General features: G+C 47.9%; 15 protein-coding genes. 14 read left to right on the top strand and 1 reads right to left on the bottom strand.

Annotated features, from left to right (window positions below; translation table 11 throughout):
* The first annotated feature begins 1,584 nt into the window (after positions 1 to 1,584).
* The gene (locus tag FYJ51_RS04465) at positions 1,585 to 3,234 is read left to right on the top strand and encodes a hypothetical protein (RefSeq protein WP_154503737.1); all 1,650 of its coding nucleotides are present in this window, start codon (positions 1,585 to 1,587) and stop codon (positions 3,232 to 3,234) included.
* A 3-nt stretch (positions 3,235 to 3,237) separates the two neighbouring features.
* Positions 3,238 to 4,935, top strand: coding sequence for a hypothetical protein (locus FYJ51_RS04460; RefSeq protein WP_154503734.1), 1,698 nt, complete (start codon positions 3,238 to 3,240; stop codon positions 4,933 to 4,935).
* On the opposite strand, the gene FYJ51_RS04455 is transcribed toward FYJ51_RS04460, so the two are convergent.
* Positions 4,932 to 7,199 (bottom strand): YfhO family protein, encoded by a 2,268-nt coding sequence (locus tag FYJ51_RS04455; protein ID WP_154503731.1) that lies wholly within the window; start codon positions 7,197 to 7,199, stop codon positions 4,932 to 4,934. The two genes, FYJ51_RS04460 and FYJ51_RS04455, sit on opposite strands and share 4 nt — an antisense overlap.
* Positions 7,200 to 7,332: 133 nt before the next feature.
* On the opposite strand from FYJ51_RS04455, the gene FYJ51_RS04450 reads away from it, so the two are divergent.
* From FYJ51_RS04450 to FYJ51_RS04395, 12 genes are all read left to right on the top strand, one after another.
* The gene (locus tag FYJ51_RS04450; RefSeq protein WP_205946182.1) at positions 7,333 to 8,844 is read left to right on the top strand and encodes a glucosyltransferase domain-containing protein; all 1,512 of its coding nucleotides are present in this window, start codon (positions 7,333 to 7,335) and stop codon (positions 8,842 to 8,844) included.
* A 9-nt stretch (positions 8,845 to 8,853) separates the two neighbouring features.
* On the top strand, positions 8,854 to 10,320 hold the full coding sequence (locus FYJ51_RS04445; RefSeq protein WP_154503725.1) for a DUF6056 family protein: 1,467 nt from the start codon (positions 8,854 to 8,856) through the stop codon (positions 10,318 to 10,320).
* 13 nt (positions 10,321 to 10,333) lie between these two features.
* Positions 10,334 to 10,891: a haloacid dehalogenase-like hydrolase gene (locus FYJ51_RS04440; protein ID WP_154503722.1), complete on the top strand. Its 558-nt coding sequence runs from the start codon at positions 10,334 to 10,336 to the stop codon at positions 10,889 to 10,891.
* Positions 10,888 to 12,264, top strand: a complete 1,377-nt coding sequence (locus FYJ51_RS04435; protein WP_154503719.1) for an MBOAT family O-acyltransferase — start codon at positions 10,888 to 10,890, stop codon at positions 12,262 to 12,264. Before FYJ51_RS04440 ends, FYJ51_RS04435 begins: the two co-directional genes overlap by 4 nt.
* A gap of 14 nt (positions 12,265 to 12,278) precedes the next feature.
* Positions 12,279 to 13,730, top strand: coding sequence for a hypothetical protein (locus FYJ51_RS04430; RefSeq protein ID WP_154503716.1), 1,452 nt, complete (start codon positions 12,279 to 12,281; stop codon positions 13,728 to 13,730).
* A gap of 59 nt (positions 13,731 to 13,789) precedes the next feature.
* Positions 13,790 to 15,625 (top strand): sulfatase-like hydrolase/transferase, encoded by a 1,836-nt coding sequence (locus tag FYJ51_RS04425; protein WP_205946181.1) that lies wholly within the window; start codon positions 13,790 to 13,792, stop codon positions 15,623 to 15,625.
* Positions 15,622 to 16,659, top strand: a complete 1,038-nt coding sequence (locus FYJ51_RS04420) for a glycosyltransferase family 2 protein (protein ID WP_154503710.1) — start codon at positions 15,622 to 15,624, stop codon at positions 16,657 to 16,659. The genes FYJ51_RS04425 and FYJ51_RS04420 overlap by 4 nt, the downstream gene beginning before the upstream one ends.
* Positions 16,660 to 16,689: 30 nt before the next feature.
* Positions 16,690 to 17,682, top strand: a complete 993-nt coding sequence (locus FYJ51_RS04415) for a glycosyltransferase (RefSeq protein WP_154503707.1) — start codon at positions 16,690 to 16,692, stop codon at positions 17,680 to 17,682.
* Complete coding sequence (locus FYJ51_RS04410; protein ID WP_154503704.1) at positions 17,672 to 18,829, top strand: glycosyltransferase; 1,158 nt, start codon at positions 17,672 to 17,674, stop codon at positions 18,827 to 18,829. The genes FYJ51_RS04415 and FYJ51_RS04410 overlap by 11 nt, the downstream gene beginning before the upstream one ends.
* 1 nt (position 18,830) lies before the next feature.
* Positions 18,831 to 20,396, top strand: coding sequence for an O-antigen ligase family protein (locus FYJ51_RS04405; protein WP_154503701.1), 1,566 nt, complete (start codon positions 18,831 to 18,833; stop codon positions 20,394 to 20,396).
* Positions 20,393 to 21,367: a glycosyltransferase family 2 protein gene (locus FYJ51_RS04400; protein ID WP_154503698.1), complete on the top strand. Its 975-nt coding sequence runs from the start codon at positions 20,393 to 20,395 to the stop codon at positions 21,365 to 21,367. The genes FYJ51_RS04405 and FYJ51_RS04400 overlap by 4 nt, the downstream gene beginning before the upstream one ends.
* A gap of 71 nt (positions 21,368 to 21,438) precedes the next feature.
* Complete coding sequence (locus tag FYJ51_RS04395; RefSeq protein ID WP_154503695.1) at positions 21,439 to 24,015, top strand: YfhO family protein; 2,577 nt, start codon at positions 21,439 to 21,441, stop codon at positions 24,013 to 24,015.
* The last annotated feature ends 42 nt before the right edge of the window (positions 24,016 to 24,057 follow it).

Genomic DNA, 24,057 nt, shown 5'->3' with positions numbered 1-24,057 from the left:
CTCAATCGGAGTCCCGCTGGTTCTATGCGCCATAGGATCTGCATTTCTGATCGGAATCTGTGCATATCCGGGACTGCGGGCTCTCTGTGCTCAGATCTTTTCTCCATCCTCTCAGCAATCTCATTCCAGCTCCAGCCGTCCTGATCGGAAGACGATCCTGGTTCTGTTTCTGATCAGTCTTGCTGCCGTTTCTTTCTTCTCGAAGTCTTCTCCGCTTTATCCATTCAATGACTGGGAAGACTCCAACTGCTTCATGACGGTAGGCAAGGGGATCCTTGCAGGAAAAGTCCCATATCGGGATTATATCGAGCAGAAAGGTCCATACCTGTATTTTCTCCATGCTGCAGCGGCATTGGTCTCCTTTACTTCCTTCACCGGAGTATGGATCATTGAAGTGGTGACGATGTGGGTTTCCATGTGTTATGCCTATCGAATAATNCGTCTTTATACCGATGCATCATGCTTGTACCTCTTTCCGCTGGCTGCTGCTCTGATCTGCGGGACGGAATGCTTTGCCCATGGCGACAGCGCCGAAGAGCTGATGATGCCGTTTCTCTGTTTCTCGATGTTTATCTTTCTTCGATATCTGAAACAGAATCATCTTCCTTCTTTTGCCGAAGCAGTTTCAGTCGGGATTTCTGCCGGGATCATTCTCTGGACCAAGTTCAGCTTCCTGGGTTTTTATCTCGGTTCTGCAATTGTTCCGGTGATGATGCTTCTGAAGAAGAAACAGGGAAGAGAACTGCTCATTCTGATCGGCGAGATTCTGCTTGGCATCGGAATTGCCACTTTTCCAGTAGTTCTGTACTTCGGAATGAATCATGCATGGAATGATCTGGTGCAGATTTATTTCATGGATAATCTGTTTCATTATGATGGCACAGCGCAGCATTCTGCAGGATTCAATATGGCGGTCGGAATCTTCTGGTCAGTGTTCAAGAATCCGATCTATTTCACCGGAATCGCTGCAGGCATGCTGGAAGTTTCCAGAAAACATGCAGGGTCCGGATGGTATCTGCTCCTTTCGTTCATTGTCACCTGTGTCACGGTCTATCCCGCATCGTTCTACCGGATGTACTATGCACTGATCTTTGCGGTATTCTGCTGGCTGATGATCATTCCGTTATCGGAATGGTGCTGCAGACTGGCTCAGGCACTGACGGAGAAGAAGTTCGGAATTGCTGTTCCGATCCTTGAAACCGCAGGGATTGCCGCATTGTTTCTGAACTGCAATAACCGCTATCTGTTTCTGCAGGATCGAAGCGTTCTTCCGCAGTACAAGTTCAGAGAGGAGATTCTTTCCACAAAGTCTCATTCTCTTCTGAACTACGGATTTCTTGACGGAGGCTTCTATACGGTGACCGGCATTGTTCCGGACTTCCGGATGTTCTGCGAGCTGAACTTCAGTGTTCCGGAATTCCAGAATCTTCAGGACGAATATCTTTCTTCCGGGCAGGCAGATTATGTTGTGACCTGCGATCAGGAGATTCCGGAAGACTCTTATGAGCTGATTGATACTGCGGTATTCCGTTATGAATCGCATGTATATACCTATCGGCTGTATCGCCGCAGGGGGATGGTCTCATGAGAAGAATGAACAAACAGGATTGTCTGGTCCTGGTTCTGCTGTTATCTGGTCTGGTTTTCAGTTTCTGGCGGGCACCATTCGGAAATCCTTCCTGGGATGAAACGTCATATCTGGCTATGATGCATCGCTTCTGGCTTGGTGATATTCCGATTATTCATGAATGGCATCCGACCCAGTTTTCAGCACTTCTGACTCTTCCGATCTATTCTGCTTATCTCGCCATTCACGGTTCTGCGGATGGCGTCGTGCTGTTTATGCGATACCTGTTCCTGATCGTGCAGGCACTTACTGCGATCTTTCTATATACGCGGATCCGGAAGTATGGCTGGATCAGCCTCTTCTGTGCCCTGCTGTTCTTCCTGACAGCTAAGAATGAGATGTATTCTCTGAACTATAACGGGCTCGGTCTGATTCTGGCGATGTTAGCGGCGGTGCAGCTCTTTCTGAAGGGGAAACATCCGAAGCTGGATACTTATCTTGCCGGAATTGCCTTTGCCGGACTGACACTCTGCACCCCGCATATGGTCTTTGTCTATCTTGTGTATTCCATTGTGCTTCTGTTCCGGAGAGTCTGTCATTCTGAAACCGAAGGCGGATGGGGCATCTTCACCCTCGGCATTCTGACGATTACCGGAATCTTTCTTGCTGTTCTGCTTTCAGAGGGAAGTGTCAGCGAATATGTCTCCTCGATTCCGGAACTGCTTTCCGGTGCAGATCATTCTTCTTCTCTGAAGACCGGGATCATTCAGTATCTTGCCCTGGCAAAGATGATTATCACGAATTCCGTATTCACGATGATCGGAGTGCCCGCATATGTGGTCCTGCTGATTCTGGCATGGAAAAACAGAGGAAAGAAAAAGACAGGAAATCGCTATCTGATGATCGGGCTCCTGCTGACGATCGTTCTTCTCATCGGCTATCAGTTTGGAAATAATTATTCAATGGTTGCCTTTGTCCCGCTTGGAATCCTGGTATTTATCCTGGATCAGAGGGCAGAAGAGGAACTGAAGAAGTTCTTTCTGTCAGGAATCGGATATATGCTGATGATGAATCTGAGTTCCAATACAATCCTGAATGGCGTTCAGCTTGCCAGCACGGTATGCATGGTTCCTGCTCTGCTTGCGACTTCCGATCTGATTTCTCCGAAAAAGAAAAAAGCTTTGTTTATGCTTGGCTGCTGCGGAATACTCATGATAGGAATGGATGTGGTTCATAAACTCACGTACTGCTATGTCGATGATGCTCCGCTGAATCTTCATGCAGTTTCTGAAGAAGAGGGTCCGATGAGGGGAATCTGCTCCACAGAAGAAAATGTGCAGAGCTATGAAGATCTTCAGAGCATATGGGATCAGTCCATCGAAGGGCATCAGAATGTGCTGATCTATTCTCTGAACCGGTGGCTGTATCTGGAACTGCAGCCAGGCCAGCATGTTGCTTCGCATACGATCTGGCTTAAGAGCACTGGTGAAAGTGACCTTCAGCAGCTCAGCCGCTATTATGAGAAGACTCCGGACCGTATTCCGGATTATGTTCTGGTGCCGTATCAGAGTGAAGCAGACCTGGAAGGATTCTCGGAGTTCCTTTCGGCCTATGGATTGAATCCGGAACAGACTTCTGCAGGCACGATTTATGAGAAGGGGGAGTAGCAGATGAGACAGGACCATATCAGAACACAGGATATTGCTGCAGTTGCTGCAATTCTTGCGATTCTGTTATTGAATCTCTGGAAAGCACATTACGGATTTCCGGCCAGAGATGAAACCTTCGTTATCTCTCTGGCTCATCGCTTCTGGCAAGGCGATCTCCCGGTCTTTCAGGAATGGAACAACTCTCAGTTCTCAGCCATCCTGATGCTGCCGTTCTTTTCCCTGATTGTGAAATTCAATGGGGGCATGGAAGGAATTGTTCTGGCTTCCCGGATCTTGTATGTCATTCTCAATTGCTGCATCGCGGTCTTCCTCTATCTGAAGACCAGAAAATACGGACCGGCAAGCATAGCCGCAGCTTCAATCTTCTTTCTGTTCACGTTCGGCCAGTCTATGGTTCCGAACTACAATACCCTCGGCCTGATGTGCGTGATCGTCTATTCACTGCTTCTGCTGGAGCCTGGAAAGCATCTCTGGCTTTCCTGTTTCCTGGCCGGCATTTTCTATGCTGCCTCCGTGCTCTGCACGCCTTATCTTGCATTCCTGTATTTTTTCGGAACTCTGATTCTTCTGATCAGTCTGATCCGGCATTCTGAAAAACATGCTTACGGCAGAAAAGCGTGGCTGCCATTCACGGCAGGTGCAGTGCTTCTGGCTGTAATCTATGTTGTCTATTTTCTTCAGGGAGGAAGCGTCAGCGAACTGATTAAATATATGCTGCTGCCGCTTCAGTCTGATTCCACGCATACGTATACCGGCCTCGGGCCGATCATCAATATGCTTGCTCTCTGCAAGACTCTGTGGCTCGGCTCCAGGATTTCCACCGTCGTGCTGCCGCTGTATTTCATTCTGTTCCTGGTGGTTCTGAAAGACCGCAGGCATGCAAGCCGGCGCAGACGTTCTGTCTGGCTCCTGCTGAATATCGTCTTCACACTTCTTCTGATGATCGGCTATGGGGCTGAAGCGGATGGGGATTATTCGATGATTGCTTTGGCTCCCATCGGCTTCTATGTCATTCTGATCGATGCTCATGCTGATGAGATGCTGAAAAAGCTCTGGATCTCCGGTGTGCTGTATATCGTGATGATCAATCTTTCTTCTGATACGATCATCGGAGCTTCCAATCATGCCAGCACGGTTTGTGCAATTGCTTCCATCCTGCTGATTTCCGGATACATGTCGCATACTTCCATGCATCTGAGAATTAATCCGAAGTATCTTGCTGCATGCTTATCAGTATTGCTGATCTGCTTTGAAGTCCGGGATAAGCTGACCGTGATCTTCCGGGATTCGGCTCCGTCCGAACTGAATGCAGAAATCACTGAAGGACCGGTAAAAGGAATTCTTACAACGAGTGAGAAGAAAACAGAATATGATCATCAGCTCTCCAGAATCCGGGAACTGAACCTGGATGATGGAAAGAAAGTATTGTTCTTTACGGATCAGTCATGGATGTATCTCAGCCTTCAGAACAGCAGATATGGGGTTTATTCCACCTGGATGAAACCAGAGAAAGAGGAATTCCTGACGATGCTGAGACAGTACTATGAAGAATTCCCGGACCAGATTCCGGATGCCGCCTACATGCCTGCCGGCCAGAATGGAGCTTTGACCGACGAATTCGATCAGATCATGATGTCCTGCGGATTAGCGCTTCAGGATAATTCGGACGGACTCTATTACGCGAAATCAGCCAGTTAATGCTTCTTCCGATGATCGAGGAAGATCAGAAGAACCACAAGAACAGCTCCGGCAATGCTCAGCAGCTTGCCTTCCTTCAGACCATGCGGCGCAAAGGAGAAGACAATATTGTTTTCTCCTTTTTTCACGGCGATGCCAGTCATGCCGCCATTGACTTCATAGGTCTTCACCTGTTCTCCATTGACGGTGACCGTCCATCCCTGATCGTAAGGAACGGACAGAACGGCAAAGCCGTCCTCTGAAGCCGTCAGCGTCGCAAATGCCTGGTTTCCTTCGGCACTTGCATCGCTGCACTGCACTTCTTCATTCCCGATCAGGGCAGAGATTTCTTCATAGTCCTCAGCATGGCAGATCACTTTCTCGGTGATCTCTGAAGACATCGAGACCTCATAGTCGTCATACGTCATGATGCCGGTAAAAGTCTTTCCAAGATTGATGTAGTCAAGATTCAGATACAGGTCATAATCTGCATAGTGACCGATCAGCTCACCATGATTGAACGGGCAGGCAGTACCTGGAGCGACCACCGCATACTTGGTGGATACCAGGGTCATGATATCTGGATTCTGTATATCAAATGTCCATGGCAGATAATCAATGACCCGGTCTGGATCCAGCTTGATCAGATCATTCGTGCTTGCAAGATAGGTGGAGTCATAGGCTAATAATCCTTTGATATCCGCATCCAGGTTGTAATTCGTTCCCTGGCTCCAGTAAACACCGACTGGATCCACATAAGTCCGATAGAACGAGCTGGCATTGGCAGGGTCCAATGTCAGCGACCATTCGTTGTAATAGTCCTTGTTTCCCATGGATCTCGCTACCCGGTCCGCATCTTCTTTCTTCAGAGCACTCTGGGTAGGATTGCCGAAATACGTAAACGTTGCAACATAGCAGAGCTCTGCAATGACCACTGCGGTGCACATTGCCTTTCTGTTCTTTCCGATTGCATAGCAGACCAGAATCACGAACGGGATATAGCAGATCACCAATGCATAATCACTCAGGATGGAAGAAACAGAAACTTTGCAGATCAGCGCAAAGAGAATCGGCGTAGCTGCGAGCAGAATGGAGATGTTCACAGCAGTCTGCTTCAGAAGCTTCTGGTGAATCAGTTCCGGATGTTCCAGGAAGGGGAGAATCTCAGCAACTAACAGGAACGTGACATTGGCCATCCAGCGGAACGAAGGCTCGCTGAAGCCATGCATGACCGAGTTCAGAATCGGAACGATGGAGAACAGAGTGATCAGGATCAGAACACCGAGATGGAATTCTCTTTCTTTCTTCTCGGCAAACAGCTGAGGTACTAACAGGGCAGCTGCTGCACCAGCCCAGACATACATGGCCATGAGCTGATGGTTCGGAGTGTCATAGAGATACAGATCAGAAATTTCAGTGCCCCGGTAGGCAAGCATGGATACCGGCGTGAATAATCCGGAAAGATAATCGAGATACGGAACGATGGTTTCATAGATCAGAGTTGAACTTCTGGTGCCGACGCGGCTGTTGGCTAATACATTCAGCACTTCCGGAACAACAATGACTCCGCTTAACAGGAACCCTATGACGTAATATCCGATCAGCCGGAAGGCATTCTTCCATAAGCCTTTCATACTCTGATACTGCTTTCTCCATCTCCAGATGAAATACAGGATCGTGAACAGAGAAGTCATATAGAACAGGTAATAGCTGTTGAAGAACATGAAGAAGACCATGAAGATGAAGAAGCCATGTTTCTTCTCGGCAATATAGCGGTCAACAGACAGGAAATAGAGCGGGAGAAACGAGATGAAGCTGGCAAAGAACGGATCCCGCATGATCTGCAGAAGATAAGCGCTGAAAGTGAACAGCAGGGAACCTATGATCGAGGTATGTTCCGAATACCGGTTATATCTTGCATAGGCATAGAACGAGAAGCCGGCCGTCAGAAACCTGAGATAAGTCATCCAGATGATCGCATCCGTATACTTCAGATTCGTGAATGCAAAGAAATATTCCCAGAAATCATTGAAATAGAATAATTTGCTCGAATAGAAATCATTTCCGAGAAAGTTGACCCAGGACCAGTAGGGAAGCGTTCCGGTATTCTTCCACTGCGCAAGCATTGTTCTGAGGTTCTCGAAATTGCTGGAATAGATGGTCCGCATATCCCAGCCCAGAATAAAAGCAGTCCCGGTCACGAGATACGGAATAATCATTACGGCAAATATCAGAGAGATGAACAGAAACAGCTTGATCCATGCTTTACGGTCAGAACGCTTCATAGATACCTCATTTCAGACAGGAGTATTGTACAATCATCAGCGCTTTTTTCGTACTCTTACCGGGAACTTTCCAAGGAACGCTCTTCGGGTATAATGGTGGATGATGATCAGAATAGAAAAATGGAAAACATTCTTGAAGGAACTTTCGTCAGATCATAGGGTCCGCCTGTTCTTCGTTTCGGTGTTCTGCTTCGGCATTCTTGCCCATGGCATGATGATGTTCAATAAGTATTCGTTCGGAGACGATTCCTGGCTTCTCTTCAGCATCGGTTCCCTGATCGATGTCGGAAGATGGATGCTCGGGATCATCGGCAAGCTTTACGGACTGATCTTCCGTAATAATTACAGTCTTCCTCTGCTGCATGTGTTCTGGACCATGGTCTTCACAGGACTGTCCGGAACAGTGATCATCCGGGCTCTGGATCTGAAAAACCGATGGAGCATCATCTGCCTGGCTGCGGTCATGATCGCGATTCCTTCGGTGACCGGAACCTTAGGCTATCTGTTCACTTCTGCTTATTACGCGCTGGCAGCGTTTCTGGCTCTGCTTTCCAGCGTGATGCTGTTCAGGGCTGAGAACTTGAGACAGATGTTTGCAGCAGATGTTCTGCTCTGCTGCACGATCGGCATCTATCAGGCTGAAGAAGGCCTCGCCATTTCTTTTCTTCTGATTCTGCTTCTGAAACATTGTCTGCAGGATAATCTGAATTCCAGGGCATTCTGGAAAAAAGCAGGAATTCTGCTTGGCAATCTTCTGATTTCTGCGATTCTGTATGCAGGAATCACAGTTCTGTTTCTGAAAGCTGCTCATATGACGATGTCTGCTCATGCTGGGCTGGACCAGCTATCCGGCTCTGTGGGCTTCAGCCTGGTTCTGACGCGGATTCTGCAGGTTTACCAGGAATTCATTCTTCCTTCAGCAATGGCTAGCACGAATATGTATCCTGGCAATATCCGCATTCTTTATGAAGTCCTGCTGATTCTGATTGTGCTGATGCTCGGCAGAGAACTCAGAAATACCAAGAATCGTTCCTTATACCTGGAAGTATTCCTGTTTCTTCTGGTTTTCCCGCCTGCGGTCAAGCTGATGTTTCTGCTGACGGATGCTGCATATGTGCATTCTCTGATGATGTATGCAGATATCATGGTCTTTGTGCTGGCAATGACGCTGATGGAACGAGTTTCAGGCTCACTGATCCGGAAAGCATCCGTGGTTCTGCTTGCACTGATTTCTTTCATGTATGTGCGCTATGACAACGTCGTCTATCTGAAGACGGAAGTTCAGCAGAGTCAGGCAGTCAGCTACTATAACAGCCTGATTACAAGAATCCGGAGCGTACAAGGATATACGGACGATACTCCGGTCTGCTGGATCGGCTCTCTGAAGGAAGTCAGCGATGGGACGATCTCAGACTACCCGGAATTCCGGGAAGTGATCACTACCCCATATGACGAAGTCATGATTCGGGACTATGCCTGGAACTATATGATGAAACTATGGTGCGGATTTGATCCGGAAACCGTTCCTGAAGAAGCATTCTCCGACCGGAAAGAAGTGCAGACAATGCCTTCCTATCCGGATGATGGCAGTATCCGGATGATCGACGGAACGATTGTTGTAAAATGTTCAGAAGAAGGGAACTGATCTGAAGCCATGAAAAAGCATGCTCTGACAGCTGAACGGATGATACCATGGGCAATTGTCCTGATCTTTTTTCTTGCCTTTGCCCTGATCTCCAGATGGACTCCTGCCGCAGGAGATGACTGGGTCTATGCGGTCGGCGGCAGATACCATAATCCGTTTGTGCGGGCAGCAGAGATGTATTTCAGCTGGTCCGGCAGATTCCTCAGCGAATTATACGGATATCTCATCACCCCGCATAAGAATCTGTGGAACATTCTGAATCCATGCTTATTCACGGGCATTTTCTGCCTGATTCTGAGCCTGGCAGAAGGAAAGACGAAGCGTCATTCGATCGCTTCTGCACTGATGCTGGTGCTGCTGGTGTTCTCTGTTCCTTACCGGCTGCGCATGCAGACCTATACCTGGATGATGGGAACCACCTATGTGATCCCGCTGTTTCTGTTTCTTTTAGACATGGTCTTCATGAAACAGTGGATCCTGAAAGGGAAGAGCCATTTCTTCTGGTGCATTCTGCTGAATTGCTGCGTGCCGCTGTATATGGAAAACGCTGCCGCCTTGATGGTCGGGGCAGATCTGTTGATTCTGATCGATCTGCACTGGATCAGGAAAGATCAGAAGAAGGTGAAGCAGATGCTGTGGTATCTGCTGGCAGCTGGAATCGGAGCTTGCATCATCCTGTTTTCGCCAGGGGCTCATGCCCGTCTCACCGGAGATAATGCTGCCTTCAATTCCTTAAGCGTTACCGAGAAGGTTGTGACAAACTTCCTGCTGTTTCTCGAACATACCTATACCGACAACCGCTGGCTCATGGTCATTCTTTCCATTGTTCTGATTATTTTTGTTACGATGAGCCCACGCAGAAAAGAGAAGCCGGCAGAAGCGGCGGTACTGACTGCAGTATGTGCAATTTCTCCGATTCTGAACCTCGGCTGGCTGTATCTGATTGAAACGATAGTCATGGTTCTGGTTCCAATTCTTTATGAAACAGATTCTTTCCGGAAACAGGAAGAACTGTTCTATCTGCTCTGTGCATTAGGAGCAGATCTCGTCATGCTGGCAAGTCCGATCTTCGACAGCCGCAGCTCGATCTATACCGTATATCTGCTGTTCCTGTTTACAGAACTGTTATTTGAATCGATTTCTTTTTCCCTGAAACCTGCAAAGATTCTGACCCTTGGGGTGTTAGTGGTTCTCTGCGTGATCCGGGGTCTCAGCTATTATCAGCTTTATCATATGGTCCATAACATCACCATCAAGCGGAACCAGGAGATTGCTTATTATCAGACTCATCCGGATGCAGGAGAAGCCTGGCTGATTGCCTACCCGGATGAAAGCATTCATTCTCCGAATGTCTTAGCAGGGGACGAAACGCATGACCGCTTCTTCAAGGAATATTATTATCTGAACGAAACTCTGGAACTGAGGTTCTATTATCTGAAAGAATATACTGCGGAGAATATCTTCGCTTCCAATTGAGGGATGAACAGCTATGAACGTATACGACTGGGATGATACGATCTATCGCGGAGACTCAACCTTCGGCATGGTTGGCTATGCCTATGTTCATCGTCCCAAGACTCTGCTCAGCATTCCAAGAACCGCCATCTGCGGTCTCTTATTTGTGCTGCATCTGATGCCGAAATTGACCTTCAAGCAGAATCTTTATCATATGTTCGTATTCATTCCGGACATGGATCAGTTCATCGAGGAATATACGTCTTCGCATCTGAACCATGTCAAGCAATGGTATCTGGACCAGCAGAAGCCAGATGATCTCGTGATCTCTGCTTCTCCGGAATTCCTGATCCGGTCTTTCTGCTCCAAGATCGGCATTTCGAATGTCATGGCTTCAAAAGTAGATATGCATACCGGCAAGTATGACGGTCTGAACTGCCATGGAGCAGAAAAAGTAAGACGCTTCCATGAAGTCTATCCGGATCAGAAGGTAGAGAACTTCTATTCAGACTCCAGAAGCGATACCCCGATGGCAAAGCTGGCAGAACATGCATGGCTGGTAAATGGCGATGAACGGAGGCCGTGGAAATGAGCGTTCTCTCCATTCCTTACCTCCTTCTCTCAGGGGCTTCAAGCATTTTCATCTGGCTGTTTTCCGGTCATTCGAAGAAGATCACGGTCTGCCTGGCCAATGCAGTATTCCTGTATCTGCTCGGGCTCCGTACGGCAGATGCGATCTATGTGCTGACCCTGACCGTATGGACCTGGCTCTTCGGCCTTCATGTGAAAAAGAAACCTCTCCTGGTTCTTTCCATCTTTGTTCCGGTCCTAGGTCTCTGCTTCTATAAGTACAGCAATCCGTTCACCGGTCTCTGGCTGGCCATGCCGCTAGGCATTTCGTTCTATACGTTTAAAGCCATCAGCTATCTGGCTGACCGCTATCACGGAAAGAATCGAAAAGCTTCTCTTCTTGAAGTATTTGATTATCTCTGCTTCTTTCCGGTCTTCATGGCAGGACCGATCAACCGTTCCGAGCCTTTCTTTGAAGAACTGAATAAGCCCATGGTATTCCAGTACCGGGACCAGAAAAACGGCTGTATCCTTGCCGGACTTGGATTATTTCAGAAACTGGTCATCTCTTCAGAATTATCCAGACAGGTGACCTTCTACCTGAACAATGCGGATCATCCGGAACTGTCAGGATGGTATACGCTGATCGGCGTGATCTTCTATGCGTTCTATATCTACGCAGATTTCGACAGCTACTCGAATATTGCCATCGGAACTGCCAGAATGATGGGGTTCCATATGGAACGGAACTTCTTTACGCCGTATCTTTCTGCAGATATCCGGGAATTCTGGCGCAGATGGCATATCAGCCTTTCTTCCTGGCTGCGGGATTATGTCTATATTCCGCTGGGCGGAAACCGGAAAGGAAAGGGCAGAAAGTACCTCAATACCCTGATCGTATTTGCCGTTTCTGGTCTCTGGCATGGCAATACGAAGGTGTTTCTGATCTGGGGACTGGGACATGGAATCTTATCAGTCCTTGAAGACATGATCCTGAAAAAGAAAAAGAATGTTCCATTCCCAGTCAGAGTCTTGCTGGTTTTTGTGAATTTCAGTCTGGTCAGTCTGTTATGGATCTTCTTCCGTTCTTCTTCCGGAACAGAAGCTCTTGCCGTATTCCGCAATCTTGCTCAGCTTCCGGCTTCCAGCCTTTCTTCTGTCAATGCAGAAGGACTCGGCATCACACAGAATGAGTTTGTGTGGGGCTTTATTCTGATAGCGATGGTGATCGTCACAGATCTTCTGCGCAATCACAGAGATATGCTGGAATGGCTGGCAGATCGGAAATTAGTTACCAGATGGATGATCTATTTCGTGCTGATGGTCATTGCGATGATCTTCGGTGTATACGGACCGGGATACCACGCATCAGATTTTATCTATGTGACATTCTGACAGGGGAAAAGGATATGAAACAGAAGGTGATCACAGGCTTGAAGATACTTCTGAAGACGGCTGTTGCGGCAGCCCTTTTCCTCGTGACCTGGCATGGTCTGACTCCATATTTCCGGGTTGGCCGCAATACGGATGGGGATCTGTTCCGCAACCTCGATCCGGATTCCATTGATGTGCTAGCCTTAGGCTCTTCTCATATGCAGTATGCATTCAATCCGGCCGTGCTCTATCAGGAAACCGGATACTATGGCTATGTGCTCGGCTCTTCGTGTCAGCCGTTCTCCACAAGCTACTATCTGCTGGAAGAAGCCCTGAAGACCCAGCATCCTTCGGTGGTGCTGATTGATGTATTCACACTCCTTCCCGGCAGTCAGGTGTGCTATGCCGATGGCATGTACTATAAGGCAATTGACATGATGAGCGGAGAGACGAGAATCGAGGCAGGAAAGCATGCGACGGATACCTTATCCAGTGACCTGCAGCTTGCTTATACGTATGACTTCATTCTGAATCATGATCACTGGAAAGACATGGACTTTTCAGATCCTGAGAGCATTCTTCAGAATGCTGAACCTGTAGAAGGGATTCACTGGGACCTCGGCTATGTGAGACAGATGCCGACGGTATTTCAGTACACTCCGGTTCAGTATCTGGAACCGGATAATCCGATTGCGCTGAGTGAGGAAGAAAAGCAGTGGATTGACAAGCTGATCGATCTCTGCAAGGAGAATGAGATTCATCTGATTTTTCTGAAGACGCCATATGACATGAGCCAGACTGATTCCAATAAGCTCTGTTCCATCTGGGCTTATCTGGAAGAAAAAGGGGCAGACTATATTGACTATGTCCGCAAAGCAGCAGATCAGGAAATTGACTGGTATCTCGATATGGATGGAGATACCTGGCATAACAATGCCTGGGGAGCAGAAATCGTTACTTCGGATCTCGGAAAATACCTGGTGGAGAATCAGCTGGTGACGAATCATCAGGATGATGAACTGTTCCGGTCCGTCGCGGAGGGTGCTGTGCGTTCCACGGCAGAGTCTCTGATGAATACGACGAATCTCAATGTCTATACCCTGATTTCCGATTCAAGGGTCTATCCGAGCACTGTTCTGCTCCGCTACCGGAAAGAAGGAAACGGACTCACGGACCTGCTTGCGTTATCTTATCTGGAAAAGCTTGGCCTGAATACGGATTTCTCATCCGACTGCTATGCGGTAATTCAGGATGGCAAAGTGCTTTCAGAAGGAACGGAACCATTTGACTATGAACTGAACGGACATACGATCTCTTTCTCAGAAGACGATATCACAATCGACGGAACCTCCGGCTATGGGACCGGGACGATGTGTCTGACCTTTGCGGCAGATGATTTCAGCTGGATCAACCCGATTCCGATCAGCTATGACCAGCACTCTTTCTGGAAAGACGGGTGCGACAGCTGGAGCTGCAGCGTGCAATGAAAGAATCAGAGAACTCTGTTATACTTAAGGCCGTCAAATCAGATGCGAGAGGCAGCAGAATGAATCAGAAAAATGTGATGTTCCTGGTGATTGACGCATGCAATGCGGATTACCTGGGGCCGAAAGACTATAAGCCGACATGCAGTCCCTTCCTGGATTCTCTTTCCAAGTGTTCCCATAGCTTCAGCAATGTATTTTCTTCAGGTCCATATACGGAAGCTGCCATGATGGAACTCATGGCAGGGTACCGCGTGCTGGATCATAACAGCTTCATCGAGAATCTTCAGTTTGCGCCGAAGACCGTTCTGGAGACGTTCCAGGACCATGGCTATGATACGTATTCGATCATCGGCTGCTTTTCGGATTATATTTCCTTTTTCCGCGGTCTGGATCATCCGGCGGTCAATGCGGCTCCGTCATACCGGAATCTCTATTACGGCAGAATCCGTTTCTATCGGGAACTGTATCTGAACCATGAACTTCCGGAAGAGAAGTATCAGATCATGAAAGACCTCATGAATCACTATTTCGAGGGCTATGAATGGTTCCTGAACGACTATCTGAATCACGGATATGCAACGAAGTTCATTGTGCGTCCGGATCTTTCCGAGGAAGATGCGCAGGCAAAGCTGAACGGAATTCTGGAAGAACAGAGATCATTTGAATCAGATCCGGATACCTATATTGATGGCATGCTGAAGGATGGTGAAGAACACCGGCTGTTCGCACTGGAATTCGGCGGGAACTGGGTAGAGTCTGAAAAGATGCGCAATCTGATCAATGAGATGATTGACAGATATGCCGATACGATCGACCGCATGCGCAGACTTCAGATTCGCGGCAACCGGAAATATATCGGCGGCATGGTGCCCAATGCTTTCCGGCAGGCCGGGACGGCACTGAAGATGACTGGCAGGCTGATGGCAGCGCATACGATGAATATGCCGCGCTTCAAGGATGCGGTCGGCATGCCGGTGCTGGAACTATCCATCTACACGGATTATGTTCTGAACAATGTTCTGAAGAAAGACATCAATTACCGCAAGATCAAGACCGGCCCATGCGCGAAGGATATGTATGATCATTTCCTCGATTGGTATGATACGAAGTATACGCATGAAAAGCCTTTCTATGCCTATATCCACATCGATGATATTCATATGAATCCGGTTCCGTTCTCCTTCACGGAAGACCGGGAGCTGCTGAACAGAGAATTTGCGTATATGAAGCAGTATGTGGATTCTCTCGATGACCGCTATCATGGCAATATCATGTATGATGTCGGCATCCATCATGTAGATGAGAAGATCCGGCTGTTCACGGAAGAACTGAAGAAGCGCGGGATTCTCGAGAATACTGTTCTGATCGTCACGGCGGACCATGGCTACTATTATTCCTACAATCATTTCCGCAAGGATTCGATCGGCAATCTGTACCGCGAGAATTTTCATATTCCGCTGATCTGGCATGAGCCTGGTCAGACGGTTCCGACTGCAGATTCTGCTTTTCATGCGGAACGGGACATCCCGTATACCTTGATTGAGAGTCTTGGCATGAAGCCGGATGAAAGCTGGCAGGGAAAGAATCTGTTTACTGCCGAAGGAAGACCGTGCATCCTTTCCGAATACCCGGGCAGAGGATCTCCTGACATGGATCTGAAGCAGCTGTATTTCGGCTGCTACGACGATTCCTGGAAGATCGTCGTCAAGGCTTATCTGAAAGAAGAGCTGAACGAGCAGAATATCACTGAGATCTACGATGTCCGCAAGGACCTCTTTGAGGGAAATAATCTGAAGAATGGCTCCTATGACCGCGATCATGTTCAGAAGCTGTTTGAGGTCGTGAAGAAGAGGTTCCGGGAACTGAAACAGGAATATGCGGGGCTGCTGAAATGAGCGATCTGAAATTCAGCGTGGTCATTCCGGTCTATAACTGTGAGGATACGATCCGTTCTTGTCTTGACAGTATCTTACTTACCAACCAGGCAGAACTCGAGGTCGTTGCCGTAGACGATGGGTCTTCGGATCAGAGCGGAGCAGTTCTGGATCAGTATGCCAGGAAGGATCCCCGGCTTCATGTGATTCACCAGAATAATATGGGCAACTCCTTTTCCAGAGATACTGCAGTTCAGAATACGACCGGGGATTATATCCTGTTCGTTGATGCAGATGATGAACTGGAGCCGCATGCGGTTGATCAGATTGCAGGATTTCTGAAGGACCTGCCGGATATTCTGATTTACGGCTTCACGAGTGTCTTCACGGAAGAACATTACAGCGTGAAAAAGCAGATGCCGGATCGCACTTTTTCTGATGCGAAAGAAGCAGCAGTCTTTCTGCTGGAACAGGGGGGATTCAACCTGCTCTGGAATAAGTGCTGGAAGGCATCTCTGATCCGCGGCTATCATGATTTTCCCGCCATGAAGACAACCGGTCAGGATTTCATCTTCAACTGCCATGTATTTCCGCGGGCGGGTTCGGTGATCAGCTGCAGCCGCCTGTTCTATCGGTATGAGAAACGATCCCGGGAAACCATGGTCACCAGGTATCTTCAGGATGGCTATGGAAATCTGAAGCGCAAGGAAATTGCCCTGGAAGAAATGCTGCATCAGTTCACCGATGTTCCGGAACAGGTACTTGCGGACTATATGATCCGGGAATATGAAGTCTATACCATCAATCTGTTTTCTCCGAAGTGTCCTTTATCGGCGGCGGAAAAGAAGGAGGAAATCAGAAAGCATATTCTGTCTGAACCAGCATTCAGCAGAATCTGCATGGCGCATCCGATCAACAGATATTCGGCGTTATTCCAGAGAACCGTGAAAACCGGAAATGCCGGAACGATCGTACGGGTCTATTCCGCGCTGTGCTGGTTCCGGGATTCCTGTGCTCCTGTCTACCGCAGAGTGCGCAGAATGGTGAATTCATGACGTGAATCGTCCGTAGGAAAAAACTCATTTTTGATATACTATTATCCGGATATGGAAGAAAAGACTTTGATCACGGTAATCATACCGGTCTATAACATCCAGGAATATATCGGCGCATGCATGAAGAGTGTGCTTGCCCAGACTTACCGGAATCTTCAGATTCTTGCGGTCAATGACGGCAGCACGGATCATTCCCGGGAGATTCTGGAAAAATATGCCTCTGAGGATTCCCGGATCACGATTCTGGATCAGGAAAACGGCGGCTTGTCTGATGCGAGAAATTACGGGCTGACGAAGGCAGAAGGAGAATTTGTCTGCTTTGTTGACGGGGATGATACGATTGCTCCGACATATGCAGAAGATCTGCTGCTGATGGTTCAGAGCCTGACTGCGGATATTGCGGTCTGCGATATGGAATATCACTATGAAGACGGAAAGACGGAGTTCTCTTCCGGCGGCACGTTCAGCCATACCAATGCGATCAACTGGCCGGAGCTCGTTCTGATCAATAACAGTGCATGCAATAAGCTGTACCGGACGTCCTTGTTTCAGGATCTGCAGTTTCCCAAAGGCAAATTATATGAAGACCTTGCTACGGTTCCTTCGCTCTTATACAGTGCATCCCTGGTGTCCAAGGTGAATAAGCCGCTTTATTTCTATCGCCAGAGGAGCGGGAGCATCCGCCATACCAGCATTGATGACCGGATTTTCGACATCTATGATGCGATTGATCGCAATAAGGGATATGTCATTGCCCATGGCAATGATCCTGAAGTGCTGGAGCAGCTGAATCATCTGTATGTGATTCATGGTCTGGATGCGATTACCCTGAAAATCAAGGATGCGGAAGACAAAGAGAAGCGAATCCCGTATCTGAAGAAGAATATGGAGATCCTGAAACAGGAGTATCCGGACTTCATGAAAGATCCCTATGTGAAGAAAGCCGGATTCCGGAAGAAGATCATCTACAATTTCCTCGCTGAGGGAAACTATAAAATGGTATTGCGACTGTATGACCGATAAGAAATCTATTCTGTTTGTAAATGACGAAATGCGCATGGGCGGGGTTGCCCGGGTGCTGAATACGCTGATGGCGGCATTGCCGGCAGATCAGTATGACATTGACCTGCTTGTGCTGCATCGAAGAGGGATGCTGCTGGAGGAAGTTCCTTCCAATGTCCATATCATCGAGGGAACTTCTTTTTTCCGTCCGGTGGATGAATCCCTCGATCAGCTTGTCTCTTCCAGGGACTGGCCGGATACTGCTGCCAAGCTCCGTCTTCTGTTCTATATGAAGACGGGTCTCATCTGGAACAAGATCCGGGAAGAACGCAAACGGATGCTGCATAAGCAATACGACGTCGAAGTCGCAGCTAAAGAAGGCTTCTGCACGATTTTCACGGCTTGCGGAGATTCGAAGCGGAAGATCAACTGGGTTCTGACGGATTACAGCGTCTGCAATTATTCCAGAAATCATATGCCGCTTGTTCAGAGAGCGCTGAAGCATATCGATCTGAATATTGCTGACTCCGAGAAGGCTCTGATAGCGTATGAGACCGTGTTTCATGTATCCAACGGCATCACGATTCATAACCTCATGGATACAGACCGGATTGCAAAGTGTCTTTCCGAAAGCCATGGCGAAGAGATTTCGGGAACTGATGGTCCGAATCTGATCTCTGTCGTCCGCTTTCACCCTCAGAAGTCCGTGGACCGTCTTCTGATTGCAAGTGACCTTGCCTACCGCAAGGGGCTTCATCATACGCTTTATCTGATCGGAGGAGGGGAAGAAGAGGAGAAGCTTCGCACTCTGGTGAAAGAACGTGACATGCATCATGTTGTCTTCCTCGGCTATCAGGCAAATCCATATGGTGATATGGCAAAGGCAGATCTCTTTGTGCTGCCGAGTCTCTATGAAGGCTTTGCAACAGTGATCAGCGAAAGTCTGATCGTCGGTACGCCAGTGCTTACCACGGATGTTTCGGGCTGTCATGAGCAGATCGTGAAACCAGAACAGGGATGGATCGTCAAAAACAGCCAGGAAGGACTGAATCACGGCCTGGAAGAGGCATTGCGTGATCCTGAACGGCTGAAGAAAATGAAAGAACAGCTGAAATCCTATCATTACCCGAATGAAGAGATTCTCAGGCAGTTCATGAAGGTGCTCTGATATGCGCAGAATATTCACGGAAAAACTGCTTCATCGCCTGATTCTGATCCTGATCGTGATCCAGCCGATCATCGATCTTGATTATCTGGCATATGATTTTCTTGATTCCTATGGGCTGCCGCGTCCGGCAACGATCATTCGCTTTCTGATCATTCCGGCATTGACAATCTGGTCGTTCTGGCTGCGGGAGAAACACAAGAAGCGCACCTTCGTGCTTGCCCTGATCTACGGCATTGCCTTTCTTGCCTATTTCTATCTGCACTGCCGTCAGGCAGAAGCCCTGTATCCGCGCCTGGATCTGACGGAGAACTTCCGATTTGACAGGTGGCAGGAACTGACCTATGTTCTGACCTTAGTGCTGCCGTATGCCGCCGTATATTTCATCTATCATGAACACTTTGACGCGAAAGAACTGCGCTCCATGGTGCTTTTTCTGAGCGGCATCATCAGTATTCCGATCCTGATCGGCGATCTGTATGTCTTTGCAGACAGCACCTATTACGGAAAGACCGTAGGCAATGTGTTCAGCTGGTTCAGCGGCATCTACAGCTGGTATCATCCGCGGACCCTCGCTTCGAAGTTCTTTTTCAATGAAGGCAATACGATTGGCATCCTGCTCTTCATGATTCTTCCGCTGATGTACTATTTTTTCGCTTCTGCAGAGACAAAGAAAGAGCGGAAGAAGATTCTGTTCCTGATTGTGATCCAGAGCATGGCCATGCAGATGCTGGCAACCAGAGTTGCCACCTACGGGGCAGTCATGATGCCGCTCATCTTTTCGGTTTTCTATTTCTTCGATGCAAAGATTCTGAAGAAGAGAACATCAGAAAAGAATATTCTGATTTCTTCTATTGTGATTGCTGCAGTATTCGGGGCAATGCTCAACTGGACCCCGGCAGTTCAGAACCAGAGAGTTGATGCAAAGAATGATACGGCACTGCTTCATAACGGCGCCATCCAGTTTGCCGCAGATGAGCTGAAGAATGCAGAAGACCTTGTTCCTGGTTCCGAAGAATACATCAACTTCTATGTCTATGCTTTTGAAACCTACGGAATCAATGCCAAATATATCCAGTCGGTTCCGTCCATGTACTATACGGAGTACTACAGCTACCAGCATGATCCCAAGTTCTGGTTTGATGTATGCATGATGCCGGTATTCGACCGGGTCAACGGAAGACAGATCGAAACGATCTTCTTCAATTACAAATACCAGAATCTCTCTTCTCTTGAAAAAGTATTAGGCATGGGTTACAGCACCTTCATGAATGGTTCCATCGTTCTGGAACGTGACTTTGTCATGCAGATCTATACGCTCGGATATGCCGGAGAACTTCTCTGTGTTGTTCCGTGGATCTTGATCTGTCTGTGTGGACTGGTGATGTTTATCCGGTACTGGAAAAAACTCCTCAATCTGGAAAATATGATGCTGATTGTTTCGCTTGGGGCAGGACTTGGCTCTTCATATCTTTCCGGGCATATGCTCGATCAGTTCATCACGACGGTCTTCCTTGCACTGATTGTCGCGGTTCTTCTGAACCGGGTTCAGGAGGCCCGCAAGGCATGACTGCGGTATCGGTGATCGTGCCTTGCTACAACTGCGAGAAGACGGTAGAGAGAACATTAGACAGTCTGCGCAATCAGACTTTAAAGGATCTGGAAATCATTGCGATCAATGACGGCTCTGAAGACAGCACATTATCTGTACTTCAGAACTATCAGAAGAGCTATCCTGATCTGAACCTGAAGGTTTACAGCAAACAGAATGAAGGAATTGCCGAAGCGAGGAACTTCGGTCTTTCCAAAGTGACCGGAGAGTATTTCGGCTTTCTGGACAGCGATGACTATGCTGAGTCTTCCATGTTTGAAGATCTTTACCGCAAAGCAGTTTCAGAGAATCTCGAACTGGTGATTTCTGACTTCTGGTGGGAAAACTCGAAAGGGCAGAAGCTTCAGAAAGAAGGCCCTTACGAAACTGGACCAGACATGATGGTTCAGCTTTTTGCGGTACTCTGGAATAAGCTCTACCGGACTTCCTTCATCCGTTCTTTAGATATCTCTTTTCCGAAAGGGGATCGCTATGAGGATGCATGCTTTTTATACTGTCTGACCTGCAGACTTTCAAAGATCGGCTTTGTCGATCAGCCTTATGTACATTATGTGCAGCAGGAGAAGAGCATCACGCATACGAACAATGATCAGGTCAAGAATATGATCGAGGTTTTTCAGATCATTCAGAAGTACTACCGGGATCATGGCTTCTATGAAGAATACCGGGATGCCCTGGAATACATCCATATCAAGTTCTTCTTAGGAAACAGTTTCCTGAGAAGTTCAAAGATTGTGGATAAAAAGGATCGGGAAAGAACGATCCGCATGGGCTGGGATCTTCTGAATACTTCCTTCCCGGACTGGCATCATAATCCGTATCTGAAGAGCCTCGGCGGGATGAAGAACCGCTATTTCTCCATGGTCAATGAACATAATCTGATGTTCTTTGCATGGCTCTTCCGGCATTTCAAGAAAGACAATCTATGAGATCCGATTATTCTGAAGGTTAATGAAACTTTAAGAATCCTTTCTGCTGCCTTTCACCTATAATCAGAGCGATGCAGAAGTCTGGTAACGGGTGGAAAAAGGTCCTTGCAACGCTTGCCGTCGTACTGGTGGTCCAGTTTGCGGGGCTGAAGCTGATTCCGGGTGCCCGCTTTTATTTTCAGGGAGATGAAACAGAAGAAGTCATCCCGATGGTGATGCATTTTTATCGTGCCATCCGTTCCGGTTCGCTCGGGTTCTGGGACTGGACAAGCGGATTCGGGGTTTCCAATGCGATTCATCTGTTTACGTTTCTCGGTTCCCCGGGACTGCTGGTCATTCTGGCATTGCCGCAGATCACCGATCTGTTTCATGTTTTCTATTTTCTGATGTGCATTGCAGTTCTCCTGACTGGTTTATTCAGCTATTTCTGGCTGAGCCGGATCGTCAGAAGCGAAAAAGCCCGGATCACGGGATCGCTGATCATGGCATTTTCCGGCTGGATGATGTACTGGATGCATTTCTATAATTACCAGGAAGCCTGGGTTTATCTGACCATTCTCCTTTACAGCATGGAGTGCCTGATGGAAGGAAGGAAGAAGTGGCTGTTTCCGCTTATGATCTTTCTGATCCTTCTTCTTGATATCTACTTTTTCTACATGGCCTCCTGGCTGATTCTGTTTTATCTGGCTACCCGTTTCCGGATGAGGCAGGGAAAACTGACCTTCAGAGCACTGCTGAAAGATCTGAAAGAGCCATTTCTCCTGTATCTGCTCGGAATCGGGCTCGGAGCGTTCATTCTGATTCCGGAAGCTTATGAACTGCTTTCGGCAGGACGTGTTTCTTCCAATATTCCGAAACTGCTGAAAGATCCCTCCAACCTGCTGGTCAATCGCCATGGTCTGTTCCGGCTGCTGACAGCACTTTTCTCGCCAGTCGGAAATGACTATGACTATAACCTGTTCTCGACTCCATTCGATGAGAAGAGCATGCATTCTTATGCCCTCTATATCTACAGCTTCATGCTTTATCCATTGCTGCTGCCTCAGGTCAGGAAAATCTCTTTCCCCGGTAAGAAAGCATTGCTTCAGATGCTGGGCATTCTGTGCGTCTTCGCATTGATTCCGGATTTCTATATCCTGCTGAATGGAAATATCACCGTTCGCTGGTGCTTCTTCTTCATCGTTTTCCAGGTGATCCTTTCTGCCGAACTCCTCGATCAGGAAGAGCAGCTCGATCCTGTTCTGCTGAAGAAGTCCTGTGCCGGGGTGATCTTGCTTCTGCTCTGCTTTTCTGCGATTGGATTGTTCGGGAAAACTGCTTCAGCGATGAATCAGAAAGGGATCCTGTGGATTGTTCCATGCCAGATCCTGCTGGTGCTCGGATATACCCGGGCCCTGAATCAGAAAAAAGGGAAGAAGGGATATCTTCTCGTTATTCTTGCTGAATGTCTTCTGGTCTGTGCCTGCCGTCTGGTTAACGGCACTTCTCTGACGGTGAAACGTGGCGAAGCTGCGGAACAGTATGAAAACGCAATTGCAGATACGGAAGTCTATGACGGGATTCAGAGACAGGATGACGGCTTCTATCGGATCGTCACGGATGATCCGGCGGCTGAAAACTATCTGGTGCCGATGGCAAAGAATTTCAGGTCCGTGTCGTTCTATAATGGCGTTTACAACCGGGCGAATGATAACTACTATGACCGCAGGATCACCGGCACCTGGTTCATTCCGTATTGTCCTTCCAAGTTCCTGTCGTATTCGATGTTCGGAACAAAATACCTCGTTACCTGGCGAAGCGATTCGTTTGTCCCATTCGGATATCGGAAAATCATGGAGTATGACCAGAACTGGTACGAACCGGGTACACCGGGTACTGTTTACGAAAATGAGCTGGATATCGGTCTTGGCTATGCAAGCGCTGATACCTGGAGTGAAGCAGATTCTGACAGTCAGGATAAGTCGGTTCAGGATTTCCAGATTCTGACGGGAATTCTGACCGGGCATTCCGGAAATCATTATCAAGAAAATCCTGTCTTCCGGAAAATCGGCACAGATGTGAACAATGAAGCCATTGACTATGAAATCACGGAACCAGGAACTTTATTCTTTGATTACAGCCAGACAAAGCCTGACAGCAAGGGCTCCGTTGAGCTCTGCAAGGATGGAGCGCAGATTCTGTACCAGGAGTTTCAGGAATACGGTTTCTATGCTGTGCATGTGACAGAAAAAGCTGATTCAATCGGAATCTACTGCAGAAATGCTGCCTTTGAAAATGAACCGGTTCCATGCAATATCTACTGGATCAGCGACAGAGACCTGGAACAGATTTATCAGAATGTTCAGAAAGCAGACCGGATCACTTCTGCCAGGGCGGATTCCTTTACAGCTTCCGGAGATATCACGATCACGAAGAAGAATGAGATCCTCGCAACCACCATTCCTTTCAACAGAGGGTGGCAGGTCTATGTGGATGGCGTGAAAACGGATTATCAGATGGTCAATACTTCTTTTATCGGATTGCCATTAGCGGAAGGAACGCATCATCTGGAATTCGTATTTATTCCGCAGGGACTGAAAACCGGTCTCACCATCAGCATTTCCTGTCTGATTCTCTCCATCCTGCTGATGATCCGCAGGCGAAGATGAGGTTTGTTACTCACTGAGGCGTGTAATATAATAGAACCGTTT

The sequence above is a fragment of the Stecheria intestinalis genome (assembly GCF_009696165.1).
GTDB lineage: Bacteria > Bacillota_I > Bacilli_A > Erysipelotrichales > Erysipelotrichaceae > Bulleidia > Bulleidia intestinalis.
The sequence above is the reverse complement of the archived record's forward strand: the minus strand, read 5'-3'. Positions and strand labels throughout refer to the sequence as shown.

What these genes read in the sequence shown, in the direction of transcription:
- FYJ51_RS04465 (WP_154503737.1), top strand. Translation starts at nt 1,585, where the DNA reads ATGAGAAGAATGAACAAACAGGATTGTCTGGTCCTGGTTCTGCTGTTA.
- FYJ51_RS04460 (WP_154503734.1), top strand. Translation starts at nt 3,238, where the DNA reads ATGAGACAGGACCATATCAGAACACAGGATATTGCTGCAGTTGCTGCA.
- FYJ51_RS04455 (WP_154503731.1), bottom strand. Translation starts at nt 7,199, where the DNA reads ATGAAGCGTTCTGACCGTAAAGCATGGATCAAGCTGTTTCTGTTCATC.
- FYJ51_RS04445 (WP_154503725.1), top strand. Translation starts at nt 8,854, where the DNA reads ATGAAAAAGCATGCTCTGACAGCTGAACGGATGATACCATGGGCAATT.
- FYJ51_RS04440 (WP_154503722.1), top strand. Translation starts at nt 10,334, where the DNA reads ATGAACGTATACGACTGGGATGATACGATCTATCGCGGAGACTCAACC.
- FYJ51_RS04435 (WP_154503719.1), top strand. Translation starts at nt 10,888, where the DNA reads ATGAGCGTTCTCTCCATTCCTTACCTCCTTCTCTCAGGGGCTTCAAGC.
- FYJ51_RS04430 (WP_154503716.1), top strand. Translation starts at nt 12,279, where the DNA reads ATGAAACAGAAGGTGATCACAGGCTTGAAGATACTTCTGAAGACGGCT.
- FYJ51_RS04425 (WP_205946181.1), top strand. Translation starts at nt 13,790, where the DNA reads ATGAATCAGAAAAATGTGATGTTCCTGGTGATTGACGCATGCAATGCG.
- FYJ51_RS04420 (WP_154503710.1), top strand. Translation starts at nt 15,622, where the DNA reads ATGAGCGATCTGAAATTCAGCGTGGTCATTCCGGTCTATAACTGTGAG.
- FYJ51_RS04410 (WP_154503704.1), top strand. Translation starts at nt 17,672, where the DNA reads ATGACCGATAAGAAATCTATTCTGTTTGTAAATGACGAAATGCGCATG.
- FYJ51_RS04405 (WP_154503701.1), top strand. Translation starts at nt 18,831, where the DNA reads ATGCGCAGAATATTCACGGAAAAACTGCTTCATCGCCTGATTCTGATC.
- FYJ51_RS04400 (WP_154503698.1), top strand. Translation starts at nt 20,393, where the DNA reads ATGACTGCGGTATCGGTGATCGTGCCTTGCTACAACTGCGAGAAGACG.
- FYJ51_RS04395 (WP_154503695.1), top strand. Translation starts at nt 21,439, where the DNA reads ATGCAGAAGTCTGGTAACGGGTGGAAAAAGGTCCTTGCAACGCTTGCC.